The organism is Streptomyces sp. NPDC005784 (assembly GCF_042871525.1).
Lineage (GTDB): Bacteria > Actinomycetota > Actinomycetes > Streptomycetales > Streptomycetaceae > Streptomyces.
The window spans coordinates 36,200-62,488 of record NZ_JBIAIQ010000016.1; the positions used below are offsets into that span (position 1 = coordinate 36,200).

The 26,289-nt window shown below is 72.4% G+C and carries 22 protein-coding genes; 12 read left to right on the plus strand and 10 right to left on the minus strand.

Features of this window, described 5'->3' with window-relative positions; translation table 11 throughout:
* Positions 1-133: 133 nt before the first annotated feature.
* Complete coding sequence (locus tag ACFYR3_RS24310) at positions 134-1,138, plus strand: WD40 repeat domain-containing protein (protein WP_355841391.1); 1,005 nt, start codon at positions 134-136, stop codon at positions 1,136-1,138.
* An 86-nt stretch (positions 1,139-1,224) separates the two neighbouring features.
* On the opposite strand, the gene serC is transcribed toward ACFYR3_RS24310, so the two are convergent.
* The 7 genes from serC to ACFYR3_RS24345 form a co-directional block, all read right to left on the minus strand.
* Positions 1,225-2,343, minus strand: a complete 1,119-nt coding sequence (serC, locus tag ACFYR3_RS24315) for a phosphoserine transaminase (protein ID WP_355841393.1) — start codon at positions 2,341-2,343, stop codon at positions 1,225-1,227.
* 243 nt (positions 2,344-2,586) lie between these two features.
* Entirely contained in the window at positions 2,587-3,810 is a 1,224-nt protein-coding gene (locus ACFYR3_RS24320) for a cytochrome P450 (protein ID WP_355841395.1), read from the minus strand.
* Between the two features lie 106 nt (positions 3,811-3,916).
* The gene (locus ACFYR3_RS24325; RefSeq protein ID WP_355841397.1) at positions 3,917-5,137 is read right to left on the minus strand and encodes a cytochrome P450; all 1,221 of its coding nucleotides are present in this window, start codon (positions 5,135-5,137) and stop codon (positions 3,917-3,919) included.
* Positions 5,134-5,772: an ATP/GTP-binding protein gene (locus ACFYR3_RS24330; protein ID WP_389284716.1), complete on the minus strand. Its 639-nt coding sequence runs from the start codon at positions 5,770-5,772 to the stop codon at positions 5,134-5,136. Before ACFYR3_RS24330 ends, ACFYR3_RS24325 begins: the two co-directional genes overlap by 4 nt.
* Complete coding sequence (locus ACFYR3_RS24335; RefSeq protein WP_355841399.1) at positions 5,753-6,109, minus strand: DUF742 domain-containing protein; 357 nt, start codon at positions 6,107-6,109, stop codon at positions 5,753-5,755. Before ACFYR3_RS24335 ends, ACFYR3_RS24330 begins: the two co-directional genes overlap by 20 nt.
* Positions 6,106-6,513 carry a roadblock/LC7 domain-containing protein gene (locus ACFYR3_RS24340; RefSeq protein WP_355213327.1) on the minus strand — a complete coding sequence of 136 codons (408 nt, stop codon included), beginning with the start codon at positions 6,511-6,513 and terminating at the stop codon, positions 6,106-6,108. The genes ACFYR3_RS24335 and ACFYR3_RS24340 overlap by 4 nt, the downstream gene beginning before the upstream one ends.
* Positions 6,510-8,432 (minus strand): ATP-binding protein, encoded by a 1,923-nt coding sequence (locus ACFYR3_RS24345; protein ID WP_389284717.1) that lies wholly within the window; start codon positions 8,430-8,432, stop codon positions 6,510-6,512. The genes ACFYR3_RS24340 and ACFYR3_RS24345 overlap by 4 nt, the downstream gene beginning before the upstream one ends.
* A gap of 409 nt (positions 8,433-8,841) precedes the next feature.
* Between ACFYR3_RS24345 and ACFYR3_RS24350 the strand changes: the two genes are divergently transcribed.
* Together ACFYR3_RS24350 and ACFYR3_RS24355 are read left to right on the plus strand one after the other, a co-directional pair.
* A complete protein-coding gene (locus tag ACFYR3_RS24350; RefSeq protein WP_389284762.1) occupies positions 8,842-11,850 on the plus strand; it encodes an FAD-linked oxidase C-terminal domain-containing protein in 3,009 nt (1,002 codons plus the stop codon).
* Between the two features lie 47 nt (positions 11,851-11,897).
* Positions 11,898-13,022, plus strand: coding sequence for a peptidoglycan bridge formation glycyltransferase FemA/FemB family protein (locus tag ACFYR3_RS24355; RefSeq protein ID WP_355841403.1), 1,125 nt, complete (start codon positions 11,898-11,900; stop codon positions 13,020-13,022).
* A gap of 142 nt (positions 13,023-13,164) precedes the next feature.
* Here the strand turns inward: ACFYR3_RS24355 and ACFYR3_RS24360 are convergent, their stop codons facing one another.
* Positions 13,165-13,380, minus strand: coding sequence for a hypothetical protein (locus tag ACFYR3_RS24360; protein ID WP_355841406.1), 216 nt, complete (start codon positions 13,378-13,380; stop codon positions 13,165-13,167).
* Between ACFYR3_RS24360 and ACFYR3_RS24365 the strand changes: the two genes are divergently transcribed.
* Positions 13,361-13,525: a hypothetical protein gene (locus ACFYR3_RS24365; RefSeq protein WP_355841409.1), complete on the plus strand. Its 165-nt coding sequence runs from the start codon at positions 13,361-13,363 to the stop codon at positions 13,523-13,525. The genes ACFYR3_RS24360 and ACFYR3_RS24365 overlap by 20 nt on opposite strands.
* Positions 13,526-13,589: 64 nt before the next feature.
* Here ACFYR3_RS24365 and ACFYR3_RS24370 read toward each other — a convergent pair whose 3' ends face one another.
* Complete coding sequence (locus ACFYR3_RS24370) at positions 13,590-14,600, minus strand: DMT family transporter (protein ID WP_389284718.1); 1,011 nt, start codon at positions 14,598-14,600, stop codon at positions 13,590-13,592.
* Between the two features lie 220 nt (positions 14,601-14,820).
* On the opposite strand from ACFYR3_RS24370, the gene ACFYR3_RS24375 reads away from it, so the two are divergent.
* The 8 genes from ACFYR3_RS24375 to ACFYR3_RS24410 all read left to right on the plus strand — a co-directional run bounded on the left by ACFYR3_RS24375 (position 14,821) and on the right by ACFYR3_RS24410 (position 25,141).
* On the plus strand, positions 14,821-15,624 hold the full coding sequence (locus ACFYR3_RS24375; protein ID WP_389284719.1) for a TIGR03084 family metal-binding protein: 804 nt from the start codon (positions 14,821-14,823) through the stop codon (positions 15,622-15,624).
* Complete coding sequence (locus ACFYR3_RS24380) at positions 15,621-17,336, plus strand: acyclic terpene utilization AtuA family protein (RefSeq protein WP_389284720.1); 1,716 nt, start codon at positions 15,621-15,623, stop codon at positions 17,334-17,336. Before ACFYR3_RS24375 ends, ACFYR3_RS24380 begins: the two co-directional genes overlap by 4 nt.
* Positions 17,333-18,931 carry an acyl-CoA carboxylase subunit beta gene (locus ACFYR3_RS24385; RefSeq protein WP_389284721.1) on the plus strand — a complete coding sequence of 533 codons (1,599 nt, stop codon included), beginning with the start codon at positions 17,333-17,335 and terminating at the stop codon, positions 18,929-18,931. Before ACFYR3_RS24380 ends, ACFYR3_RS24385 begins: the two co-directional genes overlap by 4 nt.
* Positions 18,932-18,939: 8 nt before the next feature.
* On the plus strand, positions 18,940-20,820 hold the full coding sequence (locus tag ACFYR3_RS24390; protein ID WP_389284722.1) for a biotin carboxylase N-terminal domain-containing protein: 1,881 nt from the start codon (positions 18,940-18,942) through the stop codon (positions 20,818-20,820).
* 211 nt (positions 20,821-21,031) lie between these two features.
* Positions 21,032-22,222, plus strand: coding sequence for an acyl-CoA dehydrogenase (locus tag ACFYR3_RS24395; RefSeq protein ID WP_355847132.1), 1,191 nt, complete (start codon positions 21,032-21,034; stop codon positions 22,220-22,222).
* Between the two features lie 17 nt (positions 22,223-22,239).
* Positions 22,240-23,805 carry a 4-coumarate--CoA ligase family protein gene (locus ACFYR3_RS24400; RefSeq protein ID WP_355847135.1) on the plus strand — a complete coding sequence of 522 codons (1,566 nt, stop codon included), beginning with the start codon at positions 22,240-22,242 and terminating at the stop codon, positions 23,803-23,805.
* A complete protein-coding gene (locus ACFYR3_RS24405) occupies positions 23,802-24,536 on the plus strand; it encodes an enoyl-CoA hydratase family protein (RefSeq protein ID WP_389284723.1) in 735 nt (244 codons plus the stop codon). Before ACFYR3_RS24400 ends, ACFYR3_RS24405 begins: the two co-directional genes overlap by 4 nt.
* Positions 24,524-25,141 carry a TetR/AcrR family transcriptional regulator gene (locus ACFYR3_RS24410; protein WP_355847140.1) on the plus strand — a complete coding sequence of 206 codons (618 nt, stop codon included), beginning with the start codon at positions 24,524-24,526 and terminating at the stop codon, positions 25,139-25,141. Before ACFYR3_RS24405 ends, ACFYR3_RS24410 begins: the two co-directional genes overlap by 13 nt.
* Positions 25,142-25,294: 153 nt before the next feature.
* On the opposite strand, the gene pdxH is transcribed toward ACFYR3_RS24410, so the two are convergent.
* Positions 25,295-25,933 carry a pyridoxamine 5'-phosphate oxidase gene (gene pdxH, locus ACFYR3_RS24415; RefSeq protein WP_355847418.1) on the minus strand — a complete coding sequence of 213 codons (639 nt, stop codon included), beginning with the start codon at positions 25,931-25,933 and terminating at the stop codon, positions 25,295-25,297.
* Positions 25,934-26,289 lie beyond the last annotated feature (356 nt).

Genomic DNA, 26,289 nt, shown 5'->3' on the forward strand with positions numbered 1-26,289 from the left:
CGGTGTGAAGCTGGACACGCTCCCGCGGGCTCCGGCGAGGTTCACGGGCCCGGGCGGGCGTGGGGGCCGGCCGGTGGGCGCCCGGGTGGACGGCGGCGGCGTGAACGGGCCGGTGGGATGGCACGCTTGGGTCATGCGCCGATCGCCCTCGTTCGTGTCCGGAGCCGCCGCCGGAGCCCTTGCCGGAGCCGCCCTCGCCGTCGCCCTGGCGGCGCCCGCTCTCGCCGACGGCGGGGACGGCGGATTCACCATCAAGGACCCCCGGATCAAGGAGTCCAGCGGCCTCGCCGCCTCGCGCATCCACCCCGGCGTCTACTGGACCCACAACGACAGCGACGACGGGCCCTTTCTGTACGCCGTCGACAGCAGGACCGGCCGGACCGTCGCCACGATCACCATGAGCGGGGTCGGCGCGCCCCGGGACGTCGAGGCGATCTCCATCGGCCCCGACGGCGACCTCTACGCCGCCGACATCGGCGACAACCTCGGCGGCAAGTGGGACCACGTGTGGATCTACAAGCTCCCCGAGCCCAAGGTGCTCAAGGACCAGACGATCCGTGCCACCCAGTACGTCGTGAAGTACTCGGACGGTCCCCGCAACGCGGAGGCGCTGATGGTGCATCCCAAGACGGGGCGCGTCTACATCGCCGACAAGAACGAGGACGGCGGCCACCTCTACGAAGGCCCTGCCCATCTCTCCGCCACCGGCACCAACATCTTCAAGCCCGTCGCCACCATCGACCTCTGGGTCACCGACGGCGCCTTCTCCCCCGACGGCCGGCAGCTCGCCGTACGCGGCTACTTCGGCGGCATCGCCTACTCCTGGAACGACGGCCGGATCAAACGCCAGGGCCGCCTGAACGTGCCCCTCCAGGGCCAGGGCGAGTCCATCACCTACACCCCCGACGGATCGAAGCTCATGTACGGCAGCGAGGGCGCGGACAGCCCCGTACAGCCGGAGGACGCGCCCGGTACCGGCGGCTCCGACTCCAAGTCGCCCTCCAAGGGCGGTGGTTCGGCCGCCGCCGGGGACGGGAGCGGCGGCGGAATCAGCGGCGGGTTGAAGGTCGGCGCCATCGCGGTCGCCGCCCTCTTCGCCGTCGTCCTCGGTTTCAAGAGGCTGCTGCGCCGCAACTGACCCGCGGACCTAGGCCGTGGAAACGGCCGAGGGGCGTCCGGCACGCTCGCGCGCCGGACGCCCCTCAACTCGTGGGAACGGAACGGTTACAGCTTCTCGATCACGTAGTCGATGCAGTGCGTCAGCGCCTCGACGTCCGCCGGGTCGATCGCCGGGAACATGGCGACGCGCAGCTGGTTGCGGCCGAGCTTGCGGTAGGGCTCGGTGTCGACGATGCCGTTGGCGCGCAGGACCTTGGCGACGGCGGCGGCGTCGATCTCGTCGGCGAAGTCGATGGTGCCGATGACCTGTGAGCGCTTGGCCGCGTCGGTCACGAACGGGGTGGCGTACTTGCTGTCCTCGGCCCAGCGGTAGAGGCGGGTCGAGGAGTCCTTCGTCCGGGCCGCCGACCAGGCGAGACCGCCCTGGCCGTTGATCCACTCCAGCTGCTCGTTGAGCAGGAAGATCGTGGCCAGCGCCGGGGTGTTGTACGTCTGGTTCTTGCGGGAGTTGTCGATCGCCGTGGGCAGCGAGAAGAACTCCGGGACGTGCCGGCCGGAGGCGTGGATCCGCTCGGCGCGCTCGATCGCGGCCGGGGAGAACACGCCGATCCACAGGCCGCCGTCGGAGGCGAAGGACTTCTGCGGGGCGAAGTAGTAGACGTCGGTCTCGGCGATGTCGACGGGCAGGCCGCCGGCGCCGGAGGTGGCGTCGACCAGGACGAGGGAGCCTTCGTCGGCGCCCTGCACCCGCTTGATCGGGGCGGCGACACCGGTCGAGGTCTCGTTGTGGGTGAAGGCGTAGACGTCGACGCCCGCTTCGGCGACCGGTTCGGGGTGCGTGCCCGGGTCGGAGGCGACCACGGTGGGCTCGGCCAGCCACGGGGCGAGCTTGGCCGCCTTCGCGAACTTGGAGGAGAACTCGCCGAACGTGAGGTGCTGCGACTTGTTCTCGATCAGACCGTGCGTCGCGACGTCCCAGAACGCGGTGGAGCCGCCGTTGCCGAGGACGACCTCGTACCCGTCGGGCAGGGAGAACAGCTCGCGCACGCCCTCGCGCACCTTGCCGACCAGGTTCTTGACCGGGGCCTGGCGGTGGGATGTGCCGAGCAGGGAGCTACCGGTCGCGGCCAGCGCGTCCAGTGCCTCCGTCCGCACCTTGGAGGGGCCAGCGCCGAATCGTCCGTCGGCGGGCTTGATGTCAGCGGGGATCTGGATATCAGCCACGCGGGGAGCCTAGCCGTTCGGGGAAACCTCGGCGAAACGTCGTCCGTCGGCTGAGACGGGCGGGTTGACGCGGGCCGGCGGCCACCGTCGCCGGAGGGGCCGTGACGGGCCCCTCCGGCGAGCTGCCACTCCGTCAGCTCACCTCGTCCGGCGATCAGCCGCACGAGTGGCTCACGGGCGGTCTACGGGCGGTCTACGGGCGCCTGATCGGGTGGCTCACGGGCGCCTTACGGGCGGTTCACCTCATTCGGCGGTCAGCCGGACCGGCAGCTCGAACAGGTCGTTCTGCGTCACCACCGGCTTGTTGCGGAGTTCCGACACCGGGACGGCGAGGTCCAGGGACGGGAAGCGCTCGTACAGGGCGGGCAGGGCGACGCCCGCCTCCAGGCGGGACAGGGCCGCGCCGGGGCAGACGTGGGGTCCGTGGCCGAAGGAGATGTGCCGGTTCTGGCTGGTGCGGCTGATGTCGAACTCGCCCGCGGTGGGGCCGTGGGCGTTCTCGTCGCGGCCGATCGCGCCGTACGACACGATGAGCGCGTCGCCCGCCGGGATCACCTTGTCGCCGACCGGGACGTCCTCCGTCGCGAAGCGGATGAGGACGTGGGAGGTCGGGGTGGAGTGGCGCAGGGTCTCCTCGACGACCGCGGACCAGTCGGCCTCGCCGGCGAGCACGAGGGCGCGCTGGTCGGGGTGGGCGGAGAGGTTGACGACCGCGTTGACGATCAGGGAGATCGTCGTCTCGTGGCCCGCCGCGACCATCAGCTGGAGGGTGGAGACGATCTCCGCGTCGGTGAGGTGGTCACCGTCCTCGGAGGCCAGGATCAGCGCGCTGGTCAGGTCGTCGCCCGGCTCGGCACGCTTCGCCGCCACCGTCTCCGCCATGATCCCGGCCAGTTCGGTGAGCGTCGCGATGACCTCCGCGGGCGGGGTCTGCGTCGAGAAGAACTTCTCGAAGAGCACCTTGAGGCGCGGCAGGTGCGACTCCTCGATGCCCATGAGGTCGGCGATGACGTACATCGGCAGGGGGTAGGCGAAGTCGGCCTTCAGGTCGACGACGTCCCCGGTGAGGTTGTCGAGCAGACTCTCCGTCAGCTTCGCGATGCGCTCCCGCATCTGCTCCACCCGGCGCGGTGTCAGCGCCTGCGCCACCAGCGTGCGCATCCGCCGGTGGTCCGCGCCGTCCACGGTGAGCATGGAGCGGCCGGGGTTGGCGAGTCCGATCAGCGGCCAGTCGGGGGCGATCTCGCCGCGCTGCCAGGCGCCCCAGACGTTGATGTCCTTCACCAGACGGGGGTCCGTGAGCAGGGCGCGCGCCTCGGCGTGGTGGGTGACCGCCCACATCGGCACACCGCCGGGCAGTTCGACGGCGGCGAGCGGCCCCGCCGCGCGCAGCGCGGCGCTCTCGCCGTCGAGGTCGGTGACGAAGGGGTCCAGGACTATGCGGGTCTCTTCGGTACCGGTGGTCATGCGGGGGTGCCTCCAAGGGCTGGGGTGGGGGTACTGGCGGCTTCCCGGGGCATGAAGGGGCCCCGGGCCCCGGCCGAACAGCGCGTCGGCCGGGCGCGACGGCGTCTCAGAGGACGGGTACGGGCGTGAACCGTACGGGCAGTTCGCTCAGGCCCCGCAGCCACGGGGAGGGACGCCGGGCCAGCGACTCGGCGGGCACGGCCAGGTCGATGTCCGGCAGCCGGTCGAGGACGACCTCGATCCCGGTCCGCGCGATGACCTCCGCGACCTCCTGCGCCGGGAACGGGCAGCGGTGCTCCCCGTGACCGAAGGAGAAGTGGGCGTTGTTGCCGCCGGTGAGCGCGGAACTGTCGGTGCGGACCTGGGGGTCGGAGTTGGCGCCCTGCAGACCGAGCAGCAGCAGGTCGCCGGAGCGGACCCGGCGGCCGCCGAGCTGGGTGTCGCGGGAGGCCCAGCGCCCGGCCACGTTCTGGGTGGGGGTGTCCTCCCACAGCACCTCGTTCATGGCTTCGGCGACACTGTGCCGACCGCCGAACAGGGAGGCCGCGAAGCGCTCGTCGGTGAGCATCAGGCGCAACGAGTTGCCGATCCAGTCTGCGGTCGGCTGGTGGCCGGCGGCCATCATGACCATCAGGTCCTGGACGATCTCCTCGTCGGTGAAGCCCGCGGTGTTCGCGAGCATGCGGGAGACGACGTCGTTGGCCGGTGTCTCCTTGCGGTCGGCGATCAACCGGGCCATGGAGCCGGCGAGATGCTGCTGTCCGGCCAGCGCGCCCTCGCGCCCGTTGATCATGTCGTTCAGGGCGGTCACCAGGCCCGGACCCTGCTCGTCGGCGAAGCCGTAGAGCGTCGCGAGGACCCGCACGGGCAGCAGGGCCGCGTAGTCGCCGACGAGGTCCGTCTCGCCCTTGGGGCAGACCGCGTCGATCAGTTCGTCGGCGAACTTCTCGGCCTGGGAGCGCAGTTCGTAGGCGTCGACGGCTTCGAGGGCGTCGCTGATCATCGCGGCGCGCTCGCGGTGGCGTTCGCCGACGGTGTAAAGGATGGAGGGCTGCTTGCGGCCGATCATCGGCAGCAGCGGCCAGTCGTCCGGGATGCGGTCCCACTGGCTCCACAGGTCCGAGTCCCGGCTGAACAGCTGGGGATCGCCCGTGACCTGGTGCAGTTCGCGGTAGCCGAGGACCAGCCACGCCGGGATGTCGCCGTCGAGGACGACCGGCACGACGCTGCCGTGGTCGCGCCGCATCTCCCGGTACAGCTCGGCGGGTTCGGTCTGGAACCGCGGCCCGCCGAGGGGGACGGGCGCGGATGCGGTGGTGGGGGTCACAGCGCCAACTCCGGGGATTGAAGGGCGCCTTCCGCGGCTGCGGCGCCGTGACGGGCGTAGCGGGACTGGAGGTGCTCCACCAGGGTGATCAGCACCCGCTTGCTGGACTCCCGGGAGCGGGCGTCGCAGTCGAGCAGCGGAACGTGCGGGTCGAGGTCGAGGGCCTCGCGGATCTGCGCGGGGGTGTGCGGGGGCCCGCCGAAGTCGTTGCAGGCCACGATGAACGGCGTGCCGTGGTGCTCCAGCCGGTCGATGGCGTACCAGGAGTCGTCGATACGACGGGTGTCGACCAGGACGATCGCCCCGAGCGTTCCGGAGAACAGCCGGTCCCACAGGAACCAGAACCGCTCCTGCCCGGGTGCGCCGAACAGGTACAGGATGTTGTGCGTGTCCAGCGTGATGCGCCCGAAGTCGAAGGCGACGGTGGTCGCGGACTTGCCGCGCACCTCGCTGATGTCGTCGACGGCCTCGCCGGCCTGCGTCATCGTCTCCTCGGTGTTGAGGGGACGTATCTCGCTGACCGAGCGGACCAGGGTCGTCTTGCCGACGCCGAAGCCACCCACGATCACGATCTTGAGGCCGTTGTCGGCCGACGCGGACAGGGGCGCACGGGCGTCAGAGGTTACGGAGTCCAACGAGCACCTGCTCCAGGATGTCGGGATCGGGAAGACCGGAAGGAACAGTGGTGTGCGGGTGACGGGCGCTGACGCGGCCCGTGGAGAGCAGGTCGGAGAGCAGGACGCGGGTGATCGACACAGGCAGCTTCAGCTCCGCCGCGATCTCCACGACCGCCGTCGGCCGATCGCACATCCGCAGGATCGCGGCGTGCTCGGACTGCATGCCCGCCACCGGATCGCACTCGGCGACCACCAGCGTCACCAGGTCGAAGGGGGTGTCGGGCCCGGACCGGGTGCGCCCTCCGGTGAGGGTGTACAGCCGGTCGGGCGCGTCGTCCCTGCCGGGACGGCTCATGACGACCGGGGCGGTGTGCTCAGGTGCTCGCCGAGTTGTTCCACGAGTTCGCTCATGTTGTGCCCGACCAGTCCGGCGTCGGCGTCCTCGGCGGTGACGACCGCGAGATGCGCGCCGTCGCCCGCCTCCACGATGAACAGCACCCCGCCGTAGAACTCGGCCATCGCCGAGCGCACACCCCCGCTGCCGTCGCCGAACTCCACGGACGCCCCGTGGGACAGCGACTGGATGCCGGCGGCGATGGCGGCGAGCTGGTCGGCCTGGTCGACCGACAGCTCCGGAGTGCGGCACAGCTTCAGGCCGTCGCGGGAGAGCACGAGTGCGTGCCGGGCGCCCGGGGTGCGCTCAAGGAGGCCCTCGATGAGCCAGGTGAGCTTCTCGTCGGCGGTGATGGTGCCGGTCATGGGGTGGTGTCGCCTTCCGGGAGCGCGTGCGGGGTGGGGGTGGTGGAACTGGTGGGAGCGGCGGGGGCGGCGCTCTGTACGGCGGCTTCGTCACGGATGTCGTCCGCCTCCCGTACGGGATACGCGTCCTCGGCCCGTACGCGCTCCTCGGCTCGCGGGCGGTCCCCGGTGGGTACGCGGTCCTCGGGTCGCTCACGTTCTTCGGCCCGTGGGGGATCCTCGGCCGCTACGGGTGCGGGGGCGCCCGGCGCCGTGCCGCGTACCGCCTGGCGGAAGGTGCCGAAACGGGCGGCCGACCGGGCCTTGGGGTCCTCGCCGGTACGGGGTTCCGGGGTGGCCGGGGGCGTGGCGTGCGAGCGGCTGCGCTCGGCGTGGGCGAGGGTGCGTCCGCGGCGGCGCTTGGGAAGGCCGCCGGTGGAGGACGCGGGACCCTGGTCGTGCCGGGGTGAGTCGTGGGTCGGGACGGGGTCCGGGTCGAGGTCGCCTGCCGCGCGGGCGGCGGCGTACGACACGGGGGACGCGGAGGATTCCTGGGGCGACCGGGACTCCTGTGAGCCCTGCGAGCCGTGTGACCTCTGGGGCTCCGGCGATTCCTGGTCGGCCCGGGACCGCGGCGCGGAGGCGCGGCCGTCGACGGCTGTCGGGGCGGCCGCGGCGGGCTCGGGCGCGGCCGGCAGCGGGGCGGTGCCGTGCGGGGTGTTGGCCGGCGTGAGGAGGTCCTGCGGGATCAGGACGAGAACGCCGGTGCCGCCGCGGGCGGAGGGCCGGAAGGACACCTTCAGGCCGTACTTGCCGGCCAGCCGGCCGACCACCGCGAGGCCGAGGCGGGTGCCGGTGAGTCCGCCGAGATCGGACGCGTTCACGATGCCCCCGGTGACGGCGCGTTCGGCGCGCCGCAGCTGGACGTCGCCCATCACCAGTCCGCTGTCCTCGACGGAGACGATGACACCCGCCGGGACCTCTTCGACGTAGACATGCACTTCGGCCGTGGGCGGCGAGAACTTGGCCGCGTTGTCGAGGAGTTCGGCGAGCGCGTGCATGACGCCCTCTGCGGCGTGTCCGGCGACGGCGGCCGCGCTGGTGGAGTGGACGCGCACGCGCTGGTAGCCGCCGATGCGGCCCATGGCGCCGCGCAGGATCGACTCCATGACGATCGGGCGGGCCCAGCGGCGCCCCGAGCGCGCGCTCGTGAGGACGGCGACGGAGTCTGCGAGGCGGCCCGCCTGCGCGGTGCGGTGGTCGAGGTGGAGGAGGTCGGCGAGGACGTCCTCGTCGGAGTGTCTCTCCTCCATGGCCCGCAGGTCGGCGAGCATTCCGGTGGACAGCGCCTGCATACGGGCGGCCGCGTTGGCGGTCGCCGAGACCGCGGCGGTCCGGTTGCTGTCGGCGTGCCGGGCGCGCTCGGTGAGTTCGGTGTTGAGCGCGGTGAGTTCGGCGTTGCGCTCGGTGAGCAGGTCGCGTTCGCCGATGAGCAGTTCCCGCTCCTCGGCGAACTCCGCGGTGAGGCGGGCGCGTTCGCGGGCGGCGGTCTCGGTCAGGCGGATCCGCTCCTGGGCCGCGGCCTCGGCGGCGCGGGCGCGATCGCGGGCGGCCTCGTCGGCGATCCGGGCCCGTTCCTGGTTGAACTCCTCGGTCAGCCGGGCGCGTTCCTGCAGGAGCCGGCCGGCGTCCTTGGTCACGTTGTCGAGGCGACGGATCATCAGTCGCTCGGTCTGTACGGCGCGGGCGGCCACCGTGACGGCCGTGCACAGCAGCACCGCGGCGACGCCGGTGCCCCAGGCGAGGGGTACGCGGGCCGGCTCGGGTGCCAGCAGGACGGCGGCCACCACCACGACCGCGGCCGGGACGGCGGCGGTCAGCGCTGCTTTTGCTGTGGCGCGCAGGGTGGGTCGTTCGCCGGAGGGCAGGGGCGGGGTCATCAATCGGTCCTCGGTCGTGTTCTTGGGGGGAGAACGTGTCCTCGGTCGTGTCCTCGGTCGGTCCTGGGCGAGAAGCGACACCTGATGCTCAACTCGTGGTCACTATATGAGAGTTCGTGATCCGATTGGGCAGCTTCGGGAAGCGGTTTCATGATCGCTCCGGCATATCGGGGCCTTTCGGGTGCGCGGCCGGGCGGCCGGCACCGGTGCCCGGCGGCATCCTGGAGACATGACGGATCTGGGTGGACGGCCGGAGGGACAGCCGGAAGGACGGCCGGAGGGACAGCGGGAGGGGTGGCCGGGCGGACAACCGGAGGGGCAGCCGGAAATCGCGGAACTGCGGTCCGAGCTGGCGAAAGCCGTGCGCGGAGAGGTCTCCTTCGACGCGACCGCACGCGCGCTGACCACCATGGACGCCTCCAACTACCGGCGCGTACCGCTCGGTGTCGTGGCCCCGCGCGACTCCGACGACGTGGCCGCGGCCCTCGCCGTGTGCCGCGCCCACGCGGTGCCGGTCGTGGCGCGCGGCGGCGGCACCTCGATCGCCGGACAGGCCACCGGCACCGGTGTCGTCCTGGACTTCACCCGCCACATGAACCGGATCGTCGCGCTCGACCCGGACGCCCGTACCGCCGTCGTCCAGCCGGGTGCCGTCCTCGACCGCCTCCAGGAAGCCGCCGCCCCGCACGGCCTGCGCTTCGGCCCCGACCCCTCCACCCACAGCCGCTGCACCCTCGGCGGAATGATCGGCAACAACTCCTGCGGCTCCCACTCGGTCGCCTGGGGCACCACGGCGGACAGCGTGCGGGAACTGTCGGTCGTCGGCGCGGGCGGGGACACGCGCCGCCTCGGCCGGGACTGGCAGGGCGCCCCGGACGGCCTGCGGGCCCTGGTCGAGAGCGAGTTGGCGCTGCTGAGGACCGGCTTCCCGGACCTCCCGCGGCGGATCTCCGGGTACGCCCTCGACGCGCTGCTGCCCGAGCGGGGCGCGGACGTGGCCCGCGCCTTCTGCGGTTCCGAGGGCACCTGGGGCCTCCTCACCGAGGCGGTCGTGCGACTGGTCGAGGCACCCCGCGCGCGGGCGCTGGCCGTCCTCGCCTACCCCGACGAGAGCGCTGCGGCGGACGCCGCCGCCGGTCTGCTGCCGCTGGGGCCGCTGACCGTGGAGGGGATGGCCGCCGATCTCGTACCCGCCGACGCCGGGCTGCCGCGCGGCGGGGCCTGGCTGTTCGTGGAGACGGGCGGCGGATCGCCGTCGGAGGCACGCGCGCACGCGGACACGATCGTGCGGGCGGCGGACGTACAGGACGCTCTGGTGGTCACCGACCCGGCGGGGCAGCGGGCGCTGTGGCGGCTCCGGGAGGACGCGAGTGGCACGGCGACCCGGATGCCGTACGCCGGGGGCGACTCCCTGCCCGGCGGGAGCCGCGGGTTCGGCGGCGAGGCCTGGCCCGGCTGGGAGGACTGCGCGGTGCCGCCCGCCCGGCTCGGCGCCTACCTGCGGGACTTCCGGGCGCTGCTCGCGGCCCACGGCCTGCACGGAACGCCGTACGGGCACTTCGGCGACGGCTGCATCCACGTCCGCATCGACTTCGACCTGATCTCCACGGCGGGCGTCGCCCGCTTCCGGCGCTTCTCCGAGCAGGCCGCCCACCTCGTCGTCTCCCACGGCGGCTCGCTGTCCGGGGAGCACGGGGACGGGCAGGCGCGCGCGGAACTGCTGCCGACGATGTACGGCGCCGAGATGGTCCGCCTCTTCGAACGGGCGAAGGACCTCTGGGACCCGGACGGCCTGCTCAACCCCGGCATGCTCGTGCGCCCGCACCGGCTGGACGAGAACCTGCGGTTCGCGGTCCTGCCGCACCGCCCGGTGGACGTGGAGTTCGGCTACCCGGCGGACGGCGGCGACTTCTCGGCGGCGGTGCGCCGCTGCGTGGGCGTCGCCAAGTGCCGTACGACATCGGTGCAGGGCGGCGCGGACGTCATGTGCCCCTCCTTCCGGGCGACCGGCGAGGAGGAGCACTCCACGCGCGGGCGCGCCCGGCTGCTGCACGAGATGCTCGCCGGCGAGATCGTCACCGACGGATGGCGCTCGACGGAGGTCCGCGACGCGCTGGACCTGTGCCTGTCGTGCAAGGGATGCAGGTCCGACTGCCCGGTCGGCGTCGACATGGCCACGTACAAGGCCGAGTTCCTCCACCACCACTACGCGGGCCGCCGCCGTCCCGCCGCGCACTACGCCCTGGGCCGGCTCCCTTTCTGGCTCGCCGCGGTGACCCGCACCCGCTCGGCACGGCTCGTCAACTCCCTCGCTTCCATGCGTCCGTTGGCCGCACTCGCCAAGCGGCTGGCCGGTGTCGCGCCCGAACGGGAGATCCCGAGACTGGCGCCGGAGACGTTCAGCCAGTGGTGGTCGACCCGGTTCCGGGACCGGGTGCGGGCGTATGTGCGCGAGAGGCGGCGGGGCGAGGAGGACGGTCCCGGCAGGGGAGGCGGACCCGGCGGGGCGGACGTTCCCGGCGGGGGAGGCGTTCCCGGCGGGAGCGGGGAGCGGCGGGAGGCGGGCGAGCTGTTCCCGGGCTTCGGCGGGAGGACGGTCCTCCTGTGGCCGGACACCTTCACCGAACACCTGGAACCCTCCGTCGGACGCGCGGCCGTGCGGGTCCTGGAGGCCGCGGGACTGGCCGTGCTGCTGCCCCCGAGGACGGTGATGCGGCACGGGCCCATCGGCGACGGCGTCACCCGCGGCCCCCTCCGCTTCGGCACACTGCTGCCGCGCCGCCGCCACCGCGTCTGCTGCGGACTGACGTACGTCTCGACCGGCCAGCTCGACAGGGCCCGCACCGTGCTCCGCCGCACCCTCGACCTCATGGAGCCCTACCTCGCCATGGACGACCTCCCGGTCGTCGTCCTGGAGCCGAGCTGCGCCGCCGCGCTGCGCACGGACCTGCCCGAGCTGCTGCACGACGACCCGCGCGCGGCGCGGCTGGCGGCGGCGGTGGTGACCTTCGCGGAGGCCCTGGAACGGTACGCGCCGGGCTGGACGCCGCCCCGCCTGGACCGCCCTGCCGTCGGCCAGACGCACTGCCACCAGCACGCGGTCCTCGGTGACGGGGCCGAACGCAGGCTGCGCGACGCGGCCGGTCTGACCGGCCCCCTCGCCGGCGGCTGCTGCGGTCTCGCGGGCGACTTCGGCTTCGAGAAGGGCCACGAGGAAGTGTCGCGGGCCTGCGCGGAGGAACAACTGCTCCCGGCGGTACGGGCGGCCGACGACACCGCGGTGATCCTCGCCGACGGCTTCTCCTGCCGCACCCAGCTGGCCCACCTGAGCGACCGGCGGGGCCGCCACCTGGCGGAGGTACTGGCGGAGGCGCTGGAGAACGGTCCGCAGGAGGGCGGGCCCGCGGGACCCGCGTAAGTACGCTGACGATTCCACCGGTCCGAGGACTTCGAGGAGCGACGCGCATGACCTTCCGCCTGCAGGCGATCACCCGTGACGAACACCTGGCGTTCGTCCGGTCGCGGTCCTCGGCCAGTCATATGCAGGTGCCGTCCTGGGGTGACGTGAAACCGGACTGGCGTGCGGAGAGCCTCGGCTGGTTCGACGCGGACGGCCGGCTCCAGGGGGCCGGGCTCGTCCTGCTGCGCCCGTTGCCGAAGGTCAAGCGGTACCTCGCGTATCTGCCCGAGGGTCCCGTCATCGACTGGCACGACCCGGACCTCGCCGAACGCTGGCTCCGGCCGATGCTGGCGCATCTGAAGTCACGCGGCGCGTTCACCGTGAAGATGGGCCCGCCGGTGGTCGCGCGCCGCTGGAGCGCGGACGCGGTCAAGACGGCCATCGCCGATCCGGCGGCGCGGCGGCTGGGCGAGGTGCCGGCGACGTCGTACGAGCCGGGTGCCGCCGAGATCGCGGAGCGGCTGCGGGGCATGGGCTGGCAGCGGACCGAGCCGGGCGGCGAGGACGGCTTCGCGGCGGGTCAGCCCCGCTACGTCTTCCAGGTCCCCTTCGCCGGACGGTCCCTGGAGGAGATCCAAAAGGGCCTCAACCAGCAGTGGCGGCGCAACATCAAGAAGGCCGACAAGGCCGGCGTCCAGGTGGTCCGGGGCGGCTACGACGACCTGCCCGCGTTCTACGAGCTCTACGCGGAGACGGCGCAGCGCGACCGTTTCATCCCGCGCCCGCTGCCCTACTTCCAGCGGATGTGGACCTCGCTGACGGCCGAGGACCCCGACCGCATGCGGCTCTATCTCGCCCGCCACGACGGAGACGTCCTCGCCGCCGCGACCATGCTGACCGTCGGCACCCACGTCTGGTACTCGTACGGTGCCTCCACCAGCCGCAAGCGCGAGGTCCAGCCCAACAACGCCATTCAGTGGCGAATGATGACCGACGCCCACGCCCTGGGCGCCGCCGTGTACGACTTCCGCGGCATCACCGACACCCTCGACGAGACCGACCACCTCGTCGGCCTCCTCCGCTTCAAGGCGGGCGCGGGCGGCGAGGCCGCGGAGTACCTCGGAGAGTGGGACTTCCCCATCAACCGGCTGCTGCACAAGGCGCTCGACCTGTACATGGCTCGCCGCTGACTGTCCCGTTCGATCTGGACGCCGCTGAACTGTCCGCGGGCGGTGATCCGGTGTCATGCCGGTCGATGGATGGCGGGTGAAATTTTGACGGCAGAACCATCTCCGGCGCCGGCGGCACGACACGCACCCTGACCTCCGACGACTACACCCACAAGATCTCGTGCAAGGCCACGGTCACCAACGGCGCGGGTTCGGTCAACTCCACATCGTCGGCCGTCACGGTCGCCGTCGGTCCTTCCCTGAAGGCCACCAAGGCGCCCTCTCCCAGCGGCACCGCCAAGGTCGGCCACAGGCTGACGGCCGCACACGGCACGTGGTCACCGACGCCCACCTCGTACTTGTACTCCTGGAAGCGCAACGGCAAGACCATCACCGGTGCCACCAAGTCCACCTACGTCCTGGTGAAGGCCGACAAGGGCCAGAAGATCACTGTGAAGGTGACCGCCCACCGCTACGGCTGGACCGACGGATCGGCCACGACGGCATCGGTCACGGTGCACTGACGGGACCCGCGTCCCGGCCGCAGGCCCGCCGAACCAACCGGCGGGCCTGCGGCGCGAAGAGCCGCTAGCCGTCCAGGTCCGCTTCGAGCCTCTTGGTCTTCCCGCGCCCCACCTGGGTGCGCACCGCGCCCATGCTCGCCGCAATGACCAGGGCGATGGCGAGGGACTCGGTGAGGGAGAGGGTCTGGTTCAGGACCAGGAAGCCGGCGACGGCGGCCACGGCCGGTTCCAGGCTCATCATGATGGCGAAGGTGGCGGCGGGGAGGCGGCGCAGGGCGAGGAGTTCGAGCGTGTACGGGAGGACTGAGGAGAGCACGGCCACCGCGGCACCCAGGGCGACCGTCGTCGGGACGAGGAGCCTCGAACCCGACTCGACGATCCCGAGGGGCAGGAACGCCACCGCCGCGACCACCATGGCCAGGGCGAGGCCGTCGGCTTGGGGGAAGCGTCTGCCCGTACGCGCGCTGAAGATGATGTACGCCGCCCACATGGCGCCCGCACCCAGGGCGAAGGCGACACCCGCGGGGTCGAGGCTGCTGAAGCCTCCGCCTCCGCCGAGCAGGAAGACGCCGCCGAGGGCGAGGCCCGCCCAGAGCAGGTTCACGGCGCGGCGGGAGCTGAGGACGGAGAGCGCGAGCGGGCCGAGCACTTCGAGCGTGACGGCCGTGCCGAGCGGGATGCGGGCGACAGACTGGTAGAAGAGGCCGTTCATCGCGGCCATGGTGAAGCCGAAGACGACCACCGTGCTCCAGTCGGCGCGCGAGTGCCCGCGCACCTTCGGACGGCAGACCAGCAGCAGCACGATCGCGGCGACCAGCAGCCGCAGCGTCACCACGCCGAGGGCGCCCACCCGGGGCATCAGGCTCACCGCGAGGGCCCCGCCGAACTGCACCGAGATGCCTCCGGCGAGCACCAGGCCCACCGGCCCGAGGGCACCGCGCCGGCCGGGACCGTCCGCCGTGGGCGCGCCGGCCGCGGGCACGGGTGCCAGGGCGGGGGCGGCCGAGGCCGGGGAGGACGGGGCGGTTCCGGAGGTGTTCACGGGGACTTCCAGGGGATCGACGCGTTCGTTCATCGTGCTGTACCTGCCGGTCCAGAGTAATGGACTCGGTCAGGCGTGTGAACTTGTTATGCAGCTGTCCCACTGTCCCAGAGGAACGGGCGGGGCGCCCGGGCACCCCGCGCCGAACCCCGGACCGGGAGTCGGCCTGAATTAATGCAAGCATGCTTGATTGTTTCTTGGGTCGCTGTCATGCTCCGTGCCACACACCGTCGTGTCCCGAGGGGAGCGCATCGTGTCCGACGCGTCGTCCGTGATCGCCGTGATCGACGATCTGCACCGGGAGAGTGAGGAACTCGACCGGTTGGTGGGGGAGTTGAGCGAGGAGCGGTGGGCGCTCGGTACGCCCGCCGCGGGCTGGAGCGTCGCCCACCAGATCGCGCATCTCGCCTGGACCGACCACTCGGCCCTGCTCGCCGTCACCGACGCCGAGGCCTTCGCGAAGGAGGTCGAGAAGGCGCTCGCCTCACCCGACGGCTTCGTGGACGAGGGCGCGGAGACGGGCGCCGCCCAGCCGCCCGCCCTGCTGCTCGCCGGCTGGCGCGAAGGGCGGACCGCCCTGGAGACGGCCCTGCGCGCGGCACCCACCGGAACCCGGTTCCCCTGGTACGGACCGCCCATGTCGGTCGCCTCCATGGCCACCGGCCGCCTGATGGAGACCTGGGCCCACGGACAGGACGTGGCCGACGCGCTGGGTGTGGTGCGCGAACCCACCGACCGGCTGAGGCATGTCGTCCGCATCGGGGTACGCGCCCGTGACTTCGCCTTCGCCGTGCACGGCCTCACCGCACCCGCCGAAGAGTTCCGCGTGGAGCTGGAGAGCCCCTCCGGCGAGGTGTGGGCCTACGGCCCGGCCGACGCCCCGCAGCGCGTCACCGGCCCCGCCCTCGACTTCTGCCTGCTGGTGACCCAGCGGGCCCACCGCGCCGACCTCGCCGTACGGGCGACGGGCCCCGACGCCGACCGCTGGCTGGACATCGCCCAGGCCTTCGCCGGCCCGCCGGGTGCCGGGCGGGACCCGAAGGAGGCCGGCCGGTGACCCCGGAAGCCGCGACCCCGGTCCGCCCGCTGCGCATCGGTAACGCCTCCGGCTTCTACGGCGACCGCTTCGACGCGATGCGCGAGATGCTCACCGGCGGCCCGCTCGACGTCCTCACCGGCGACTACCTCGCCGAACTGACCATGCTCATCCTCGGCCGCGACCGGCTGAAGGACCCCGGACGCGGCTACGCCAAGACCTTCCTGCGCCAGCTCGAGGAGTGCCTCGGCCTCGCCCACGAGCGCGGGGTCCGCCTGGTCACCAACGCGGGCGGTCTGAACCCGGCCGGGCTCGCCGACGCCGTACGCGAACTGGCCGGCCGGCTCGGCATCCCGGTCCGCGTCGCCCACGTCGAGGGCGACGACCTCACGCACCGCTACCCCGGCAGCCTCGCCGCGCACGCCTACCTGGGCGGTGCCGGCATCGCCGCCTGTCTGCGCGAGGGCGCGGACATCGTCGTCACCGGGCGCGTCACCGACGCGGCGCTGGTCACCGGGCCCGCCGTCGCCCACTTCGGCTGGGGGCCGGGCGATTACGGCCGGCTCGCGGGCGCGGTCGTCGCCGGGCACGTGCTGGAGTGCGGCACCCAGGCCACCGGCGGCAACTACGCCTTCTTCGCCGACCACGATCCGGCCCGGCTGCGCCACCCCGGCTTCCCGCTCGCCGAACTCCATGAGGACGGGTCGAGCGTCATCACCAAGCACGACGGCACCGGCGGCCTCGTCGACATCGGCACGGTCACCGCGCAGCTCCTCTACGAGACGCAGGGCGCCCGGTACGCGGGACCCGATGTGACCGCCCGTCTCGACACGGTCGCGCTCACCCAGGAGGGCCCGGACCGGGTACGGATCGACGGTGTGCGTGGCGAGGCCCCGCCGCCCACCCTCAAGGTCGGCCTCAACAAGCTCGGCGGCTTCCGCAACGAGGTCGTCTTCGTGCTGACCGGCCTCGACATCGAACGCAAGGCGGAGCTCGTACGGGTCCAGCTGGAGGCCGCCTTCGACGCCGCCAAGTCCCGCCCGGAGGAGGTCCGCTGGGACCTTGCCCGCACCGATCACCCCGACGCCCCCACCGAGGAGACGGCGAGCGCCCTGCTCCGCCTGGTCGTGCGCGACCAGGACCAGAGGGTGGTCGGACGGGCGCTGAGCGGAGCCGCCGTGGAACTCGCGCTGGCGAGCTATCCCGGATTCCATGTGATGGCGCCACCTGGGCCGGGCTCGCCCTATGGGGTCTTCGAGGATGTGTACGTCCCCCATGGCGCCGTGGACCACATGGCGGTCCTCCACGACGGACGCCGGATCGCTGTGCCCCCGGCCCAGGACACGCTCGTACTGGAGACGCTCGAAGAACCGCCCCTGCCCGAGCCGTTGCCCGCGGGGCCGACCCGGCGGGCGCCGCTCGGGCTGGTCGCGGGGGCGCGCAGCGGGGACAAGGGCGGGAACGCGAACGTCGGCGTCTGGGCGGCTACGGACGACGCCTGGCGGTGGCTGGCACACCGGCTGACGACGGACACGTTCCGGAGTCTGCTGCCGGAGACCGGTGACCTGAAGGTCGTCCGTCACGTCCTTCCCAATCTCCGCGCCGTCAACTTCGTGGTCGAGGGGATCCTCGGCGAGGGCGTCGCCTCCCAGGCCCGTTTCGACCCCCAGGCCAAGGCCCTCGGCGAATGGCTCCGCTCCCGTCACCTCGATATTCCGGAGGTCCTGCTGTGACCGTGCTTTCCTCCGCGCTCGACCTCAGGAGTCCCGAGTACGCGGCCCATCGCGAGGCCATGCTCGGCAAGCTCGCGGACCTGGAGTCCGAGCACGCCAAGGCGCTGGCGGGCGGCGGCGAGAAGTACGTCACCCGGCACCGGAAGCGCGGCAAGCTCCTCGCCCGGGAGCGGATCGAGCTGCTGCTCGACCCCGACACGCCCTTCCTGGAGCTGTCGCCGCTCGCGGCCTGGGGCAGCGACTACGCGGTGGGCGCCTCGCTCGTCACCGGTATCGGCGTGGTCGAGGGGGTCGAGTGCCTGATCACGGCGAACGACCCGACCGTGCGTGGTGGTGCCAGCAACCCCTGGAGCCTGAAGAAGGCCCTGCGGGCGAACGACATCGCCCTCGCGAACCGGCTGCCCTGCATCAGCCTGGTCGAGTCGGGCGGCGCGGATCTGCCCTCGCAGAAGGAGATCTTCATCCCCGGGGGTGCGATCTTCCGCGACCTCACCCGGTTGTCCGCGGCCGGAATCCCCACGGTGGCCGTGGTCTTCGGCAACTCGACGGCCGGCGGCGCGTACGTCCCCGGAATGTCCGACCACGTGATCATGGTCAAGGAGAAGGCGAAGGTCTTCCTCGGCGGGCCGCCGCTGGTGAAGATGGCCACGGGCGAGGAGAGCGACGACGAGTCGCTGGGCGGCGCCGAGATGCACGCGCGCGTGTCGGGGCTCGCGGACTACTTCGCCGTCGACGAGCAGGACGCGCTCCGCCAGGCCCGCCGGGTCGTCGCCCGGCTGAACCACCGCAAGGCGTACGGCGATCCGGCTCCGGCGGCGCCTCCCAAGTACGACGAGGACGAGCTCCTCGGGATCGTTCCGGGGGATCTCAAGCAGCCGTTCGATCCGCGCGAGGTGATCGCCCGTATCGTCGACGGTTCGGACTTCGACGAGTTCAAGCCGCTCTACGGGACGAGCCTGACCACCGGCTGGGCGAGCCTGCACGGCTATCCGGTCGGCATCCTCGCCAACGCCCAGGGCGTGCTGTTCAGCGCCGAGTCCCAGAAGGCCGCCCAGTTCATCCAGCTCGCCAACCAGCGCGACATCCCGCTGCTCTTCCTGCACAACACCACCGGCTACATGGTCGGCAAGGAGTACGAGCAGGGCGGCATCATCAAGCACGGCGCGATGATGATCAACGCGGTGAGCAACTCGCGGGTCCCGCATCTGTCGGTGCTGATGGGCGCCTCCTACGGGGCCGGCCACTACGGGATGTGCGGGCGCGCCTACGACCCCCGGTTCCTGTTCGCGTGGCCCAGCGCCAAGTCGGCCGTGATGGGCCCGCAGCAGCTCGCGGGCGTCCTGTCGATCGTCGCCCGGCAGTCGGCCGCAGCGAAGGGGCACCCGTACGACGACGACGCCGACGCGGCGCTGCGCGCCATGGTGGAGCAGCAGATCGAGTCGGAGTCGCTGCCGATGTTCCTGTCCGGGCGGCTGTACGACGACGGGGTCATCGACCCGCGCGACACCCGCACCGTCCTCGGCCTGTGCCTGTCCGCGATCCACACGGCGCCCTTCGAGGGCGCGCGCGGTGGCTTCGGCGTCTTCCGGATGTGAGGGATCTCGTGATTTCGAGTCTGCTGGTCGCCAACCGGGGCGAGATCGCCTGCCGGGTCTTCCGTACCTGCCGCGAGGCGGGGGTGCGCACCGTCGCCGTCCATTCGGACGCCGACGAGAACGCCCTGCACGCGCGGGTGGCGGACGCGGCGGTGCGGTTGCCGGGCAACACGCCCGCGGAGACGTATCTGCGGGGCGATCTGATCGTGCGGGCCGCGCTCGACGCGGGCGCGGACGCCGTGCACCCTGGGTACGGGTTCCTGTCGGAGAACGCCGGTTTCGCGCGGGCGGTGATCGACGCGGGGCTGGTGTGGGTCGGTCCGTCGCCGGAGGCGATCGAGGCGATGGCCTCCAAGACCCGGGCGAAGAAGCTGATGGGGCTCGCGCCCCTGGAGCGGGTCACCGCCGGGGACCTGCCGGTGCTGGTCAAGGCCGCCGCGGGCGGCGGCGGGCGCGGCATGCGGATCGTCCGCGAACTGGCCGACCTCGAAGGCGAGTTGGAGGCTGCCCGCGCGGAGGCGCTCAGTGCCTTCGGGGACGGGGAGGTGTTCGTCGAGCCGTACGTGGAGGGCGGCCGGCACGTCGAGGTGCAGATCCTGGCCGACGCGCACGGCACGGTCTGGCCGCTGGGCACACGGGACTGCTCCCTCCAGCGGCGCCACCAGAAGGTCATCGAGGAGGCGCCCGCTCCCGGGCTCGGAGACGAACTCACGCGCACGCTGTACGAGTTGTCGGTGCGCGCCGCCCGTGCCGTGGACTACGTCGGCGCCGGAACGGTCGAGTTCCTGGTCGCCGACGGCACCGCGCACTTCCTGGAGATGAACACCCGCCTCCAGGTCGAACACCCGGTCACGGAGGCGGTGTTCGGGGTCGACCTGGTGGCACTGCAGCTCCGGGTCGCGGAGGGGGAGCGGCTGGAGAGCGAGCCGCCGCCCGCGCGGGGCCACGCGGTGGAGGCCCGGCTGTACGCGGAGGACCCGGCGGGCGCGTGGGCGCCGCAGACGGGCACCCTGCACCGGATCGCCGTCCCGGACGGGGTCCGGCTGGACACCGGGTTCACCGACGGGGACTCCGTCTCCGTCCACTACGACCCCATGCTCGCGAAGGTCGTCGCGCACGCCGGTACACGCGCCGAGGCCCTGCGGAAACTGGCCGGCGCGCTGGAGCGGGCCACGATCCACGGGCCGGTCACCAACCGGGATCTGCTCGTACGGTCGCTGCGGCACGAGGAGTTCACCGGGGCCCGGATGGACACGGGCTTCTACGACCGTCACCTCGCCGCGCTCACCGAGCCGACCCCGGACCCGTACGCCCCGCTGGCCGCCGCTCTGGCCGACGCGTACGGCCGGTCGCGGTTCGGCGGCTGGCGGAACCTGGCTTCGCAGCCGCAGACCAAGCGCTACCGGATGCACGGCGAGGAGCACGAGGCCGGCTACCGGCACACGCGCGAGGGACTCGCGGCCGACGGGGTGCGTGTGGTGCACGCCGACGCAGGTCGTGTCGTCCTCGAAGTGGCCGGTGTGCGGCGGACGTTCGAGGTCACGCGGTACGCCGACGGCCAGGTCTTCGTGAACGCCACCGCGCTGACCGAGCTGCCCCGCTTCCCCGATCCAACCGCGGACCGGGCTCCGGGTTCGCTGCTCGCGCCGATGCCCGGCACCGTGGTCCGGGTGGCCGTGGGGCTCGCCGAGGGAGCCACCGTGCGGGCCGGAGAGCCCCTGCTGTGGCTGGAGGCGATGAAGATGGAGCACAAGATCTCCGCGCCGACGGCGGGGACGCTCAGCGCCCTGCACGCCGTCGTCGGGCAGCAGGTGGAGGTGGGCGCGCTGCTGGCCGTCGTGCGGGAGGAGGCGGCGCCGGGGGAGGCGCCGGGCGACGACACCCGGTGACAGCCCGCCCCGCCGCCGGACCGTCCCAGCCGCCGGGCCACCCCGCCGCCGACCGCCGGGCCGCACCACCGTGCGGGTGTCCGCCGCGCGGGCGCGAACAGCTACGTACAGCCGCATTCAGCCGCATTCAGCCGCATTCAGCCGCACTCAGCCGCACTCAGCCAGATTCAGCCGCAGTTTCCGTACCGAACCTCCGTACCGAGGAGCCGTCATGAGCCCTGTCACAGAGACCGATGAACACAAGGCGCTCCGTTCCGCGGTCGCCGCTCTCGGCAAGCGCTACGGCCGCGAGTACCTCACCAAGGTCGTCGCCGAGGGCGGCCACCCCGACGAGCTCTGGTCCGAGGCGGGCAAGCTCGGCTACCTCGGGGTGAACCTCCCGGAGGAGTACGGCGGCGGAGGCGGCGGCATCGCGGAACTGTCCATCGTGCTGGAGGAGTTGGGCGCGGCGGGCTGCCCGTTGCTGATGCTCGTCGTCTCGCCCGCCATCTGCGGCACGGTCATCGCCCGCTTCGGCACCGAGGAGCAGAAGCGGCAGTGGCTGCCGGGACTGTCGGACGGCACCCGCACCATGGCGTTCGGCATCACCGAGCCCGACGCCGGCTCCAACTCGCACCGGATCACCACCACGGCCCGCCGCGACGGCACCGACTGGGTCCTGACCGGCCGCAAGGTGTTCATCTCCGGCGTCGACATCGCCGACGCGACACTCATCGTGGGCCGCACGGAGGACGCCCGCACCGGCAGTCTCAAGCCCTGCCTGTTCATCGTCCCGCGCGACACCGAGGGATTCGGGCGGCGGCAGATCGACATGGAACTGGCCAGTGCCGAGAAGCAGTTCGAGCTCACGCTCGACGAGGTGCGGCTGCCGGCCGACGCGCTCGTCGGTGGGGGCCCCTCCCACGCTTTCGGCAGTGGGGGAGAGGACGCGGGACTGCTGCAACTGTTCGCCGGGCTCAACCCGGAGCGGGTGATGACGGCCGCCTTCGCGATCGGCATGGGCCGTTTCGCCCTCGCCAGGGCCGTCGAGTACGCGCGCGACCGCACCGTCTGGAAGGCCCCGATCGGCGCCCACCAGGCCATCGCCCACCCTCTCGCACAGGCCCACATCGAGCTGGAACTGGCCCGTCTGATGATGCAGAAGGCCGCGTTCCTGTACGACTCGGGCGACGACATCGCGGCGGGGGAGGCGGCCAACATGGCGAAGTACGCGGCCGGCGAGGCCTGTGTACGGGCCGTCGACCAGGCGGTCCACACCCTCGGCGGGAACGGCCTCACGCGGGAGTTCGGCCTCGCCTCCCTGATTACGGCGGCGCGCGTGTCTCGTATCGCGCCGGTCAGCAGGGAGATGATTCTCAACTACGTCTCCCACCAGACCCTGGGCCTGCCCAAGTCGTACTGAGCGTTCTAGGAGGAACCGTGTTCCGCAGCGAGTACGCAGATGTGCCGGCCGTCGAGGAACCCATCCACGACGCCGTCCTGGGCCACGCCGCCGAGCGCGGTGAGACGCCCGCGCTCATCGACGGCGTCGACGGCACCACGCTCACCTACGGCCAACTCGACCGGTTCCACCGGCGGCTGGCCGCCGCGTTCGCCGAGGCGGGGCTGCGGAAGGGCGATGTGCTCGCCCTGCACAGCCCCAACACCATCGCCTTCCCGACGGTCTTCTACGGGGCCACGCGCGCGGGGGCGTCGGTCACGACCGTGCACCCGCTCGCCACGCCGGAGGAGTTCGCCAAACAGCTGCGGGACTCGTCGGCCCGCTGGATCGTGACCGTCTCGCCCCTGCTGGAGGCGGCCCGGCAGGCCGCTGAACTCGCGGGCGGCGTACGGGAGATCTTCGTGTGCGACCAGGCGCCGGGACACCGCTCGCTGGCCGAACTGCTGGGCAGCACCGCGCCCGAACCGCAGGTCGACATCGACCCCGTCCAGGACGTGGCGGCGCTCCCGTACTCCTCGGGCACCACCGGCGTCCCCAAGGGCGTGATGCTCACCCACCGCTCCATAGCCACCAATCTCGCCCAGCTCGCGCCGGCCATGCCGATGAACCCGGGCGACCGCATCCTCGCGGTGCTGCCGTTCTTCCACATCTACGGGCTGACGGCCCTGATGAACGCGCCCCTGAGGGAGGGCGCCACCGTCGTGGTGCTGCCCCGCTTCGACCTCGACACGTTCCTGGGCGCCATTCAGGAGCACCGCATCACCGGCCTGTACGTGGCGCCGCCGATCGTCCTGGCGCTCGCCAAGCACCCGGCCGTCGCGGAGTACGACCTGTCGTCCCTGGAGTACATCGTCTGCTCGGCCGCACCCCTGGACGCCGCGCTGGCGGCCGCCTGTTCGGCCCGGCTGGGGCTGCCGCCGGTGGGCCAGGCGTACGGCATGACGGAGCTGTCGCCCGGCACGCACGTCGTCCCGCTGGACGCCGTGAACCCGCCCCCGGGGACGGTCGGCAAGCTCGTCGCGGGCACCGAGATGCGCATCGTCTCCCTCGACGACCCGGACAAGGACCTCGGTGTCGGAGAGGCCGGCGAGATCGTCGTCCGGGGTCCCCAGGTCATGAAGGGCTATCTGGGCCGCCCCGACGCGACCGCCGCGATGATCGACCCGGACGGCTGGCTGCACACCGGTGACGTCGGTCATGTGGACGCGGACGGCTGGCTGTTCGTCGTGGACCGGGTCAAGGAACTCATCAAGTACAAGGGCTTCCAGGTCGCCCCCGCCGAACTGGAGGCTCTGCTGCTCACCCACCCCGGCATCGCCGACGCCGCCGTCATCGGCTCCTACAACGAGGACAACAACGAGGTCCCGCACGCCTTCGTGGTGCGCCAGCCCTCCGCCGCCGGCCTCACCGAGGGAGAGGTGATGATGCACGTCGCCGAACGCGTCGCCCCGTACAAGCGGGTCCGTCTCGTCACCTTCATCGACGCGGTCCCGAGGGCGGTCTCCGGGAAGATCCTGCGCCGCGAGCTGCGAGGCCTGTCATGACCGTCGTCCACGCGTCGCACGAGCGCGCCGTCACCACCCTCACCCTGGACTCGCCGGACACCCGCAACGCCCTGTCGGCCGTCCTCGTGGGCGAGCTCGCCGACGCGCTCACCCGCTGCGGCAAGGACGCCAATGTCCGCGCGGTCGTCCTGACCCATACCGGGAACACCTTCTGCGCGGGCGCAGACCTGCGCGACCCCCCGCCCCCGGAGGCCTTCGTCGGTCTGCTGCAGGGGATCGTCGAGCTGCGCAAGCCCGTCGTGGCCCGGGTGGCCGGACATGTCCGGGCGGGCGGTCTCGGCCTGCTCGGGGCCTGTGACATCGCGGTGGCCGGCCCGGAGGCGAGCTTCGCCTTCACGGAAGTACGCATCGGGGTCGCCCCCGCCGTGATCTCTCTTCCGCTGCTGCCCCGCGCCGACCCGCGAGCCCTCGCCCGCTACTACCTCACCGGCGAGCGCTTCGACGCCGCCGAGGCGGTCCGCACCGGGCTCCTGACGGCGGCCGGGGACGACGTGGACGCCGTACTCGTGCCCGTTCTGGACGGGCTGCGCCGGGCGGCCCCGGAAGGCCTCGCCGAGACGAAAGCGCTGCTCACGGCTAAGGTGCTGGAGGCCTTCGACCGGGACGCGGCGGACCTGACCGCGCTCTCGGCCCGGCTGTTCTCCTCCGCGCAGGCCCGCGAGGGGATGACGGCCTTCCTCGAACGACGGGATCCCGCATGGGTGGTGTGAGCGCGACGGAACACGCGGCACGTACTCCGCACGTCCCCAAACAGGACCGCAGCCGGGCCACCCGGCAGCGGCTCCTGGCCGCTGCCGTGGCCTGCCTCGCCGAACACGGCTGGGCCGGCTCCACGGTCTCCGTCGTCGCCGAGCGCGCCGGGGTGTCCCGGGGCGCCGCCCAGCACCACTTCCCCACCCGTGAGGACCTCTTCACCGCGGCGGTCGAGTACGTCGCCGAGGAACGCTCCACCGCGCTGCGCGACCTCTTCCCCGACGGCCCCGCCGACCGGCGTGTCGTCGTCGCCGCCCTCGTCGGCCTCTACACCGGGCCGCTGTTCCGTGCCGCCCTGCACCTGTGGGTCGCGGCCTCCAACGAGGACCAGCTCCGTTCCCGGGTGACCGAGCTCGAAGCCCGCGTCGGCCGCGAGAGCCACCGCATCGCGGTGGACCTGCTGGGCGCGGACGAATCCCGGCCCGGGGTGCGCGAGACGGTGCAGGGCCTGCTCGACATGGCGCGCGGCCTCGGCCTCGCGAACCTGCTCACCGACGACGCGGCGCGCCGTGAGCGGGTCGTGGCGCAGTGGGGGGAGATCGTGGACGAGGCGCTGGGCTGAGCGGCAGCAGGCTCCGCCCTCGCCCGCCGGTCAGGGGCTGAGCGGCGGCCGGTACCGCCTTCGCCCGTCGTTCACGGGTTGAGCGGTGGGCCGTGCAGCCCCCGTCCGCCGGTCACGAGTCGAGCGGCGGGCCGGGCCGTGCCCGTCCGCCGGTCAGGGGCTGAGGCGCTCGATCCGCCAGCTGCCGTCGGGCTCGGCCGTGTAGCGGAGCCGGTCGTGGAGGCGGTTCTCGCGGCCCTGCCAGAACTCGACCGTCTGCGGGGCGATCCGGAATCCGCCCCAGTGCGGCGGTACCGGAACCTGCTCGCCCTCCGGGTAGCGGGCGCTCAACTCGGCGTACGAGACGTCCAGTTCGTCGCGCGAGGAGATGACCTTGGACTGCGTGCTCGCCCAGGCGCCGAGCTGGGAGCCGTGCGGGCGGGTGCGGAAGTACGCGGCGGTCTCGTCCCGCCCCGTGCGCCGCGCCGTCCCGGTGACGATCACCTGGCGGGCCATCGGGTGCCACGGGAAGAGCAGCGAGATGTACGGGTTCCGGGCCAGCTCGTCGGCCTTGCGCGAGTCGTAGTTGGTGTAGAAGACGAAGCCCTGCTCGTCGTACTGCTTGAGCAGCACCGTGCGCGAGCTGGGCCGGCCCTCGGCGTCCGCCGTGGAGACGACCATCGCGTTCGGCTCGTGCACGAAACCGTGCACCGCGGCCTGCGCCGCCTGCTTGAACCAGCGGGAGAACTGCTCCATGGGGTGCGCGGCGAGATCGCCCTCGTCGAGGCCCTCGGCGCGGTAGTGCGCCCGCATGGCGGCAGGGTCGGCGGCGATCTCCTCGTCCGCGGCCTCGGCGGCCTCGGCCGCGGCCTGGATGATGGGCTCGGTCGTGGATTCGTCCGGGAAACGATCGTTCACGCGGTCATCCTGCCGTATCCGGGCCTGTTCCCGGGGGCGGGTGTGCTTCATCACGCAATGGCACTCAGTGCCGCGTACTCTCCCCAAAGGTGGCACTCGGAGATATCGTGCTGGTGCCGTTCCGGTTGGAGGACCAGCCGTACGGGGCATCACCGGGGTGACCGCTTTCGGACCGCGAGTCGGCGGAGACTCTTCGAAGAACATTCGGGAGTCTTCGTGAACGACCGTGGAGCCGGTGCGCGGACCGCACA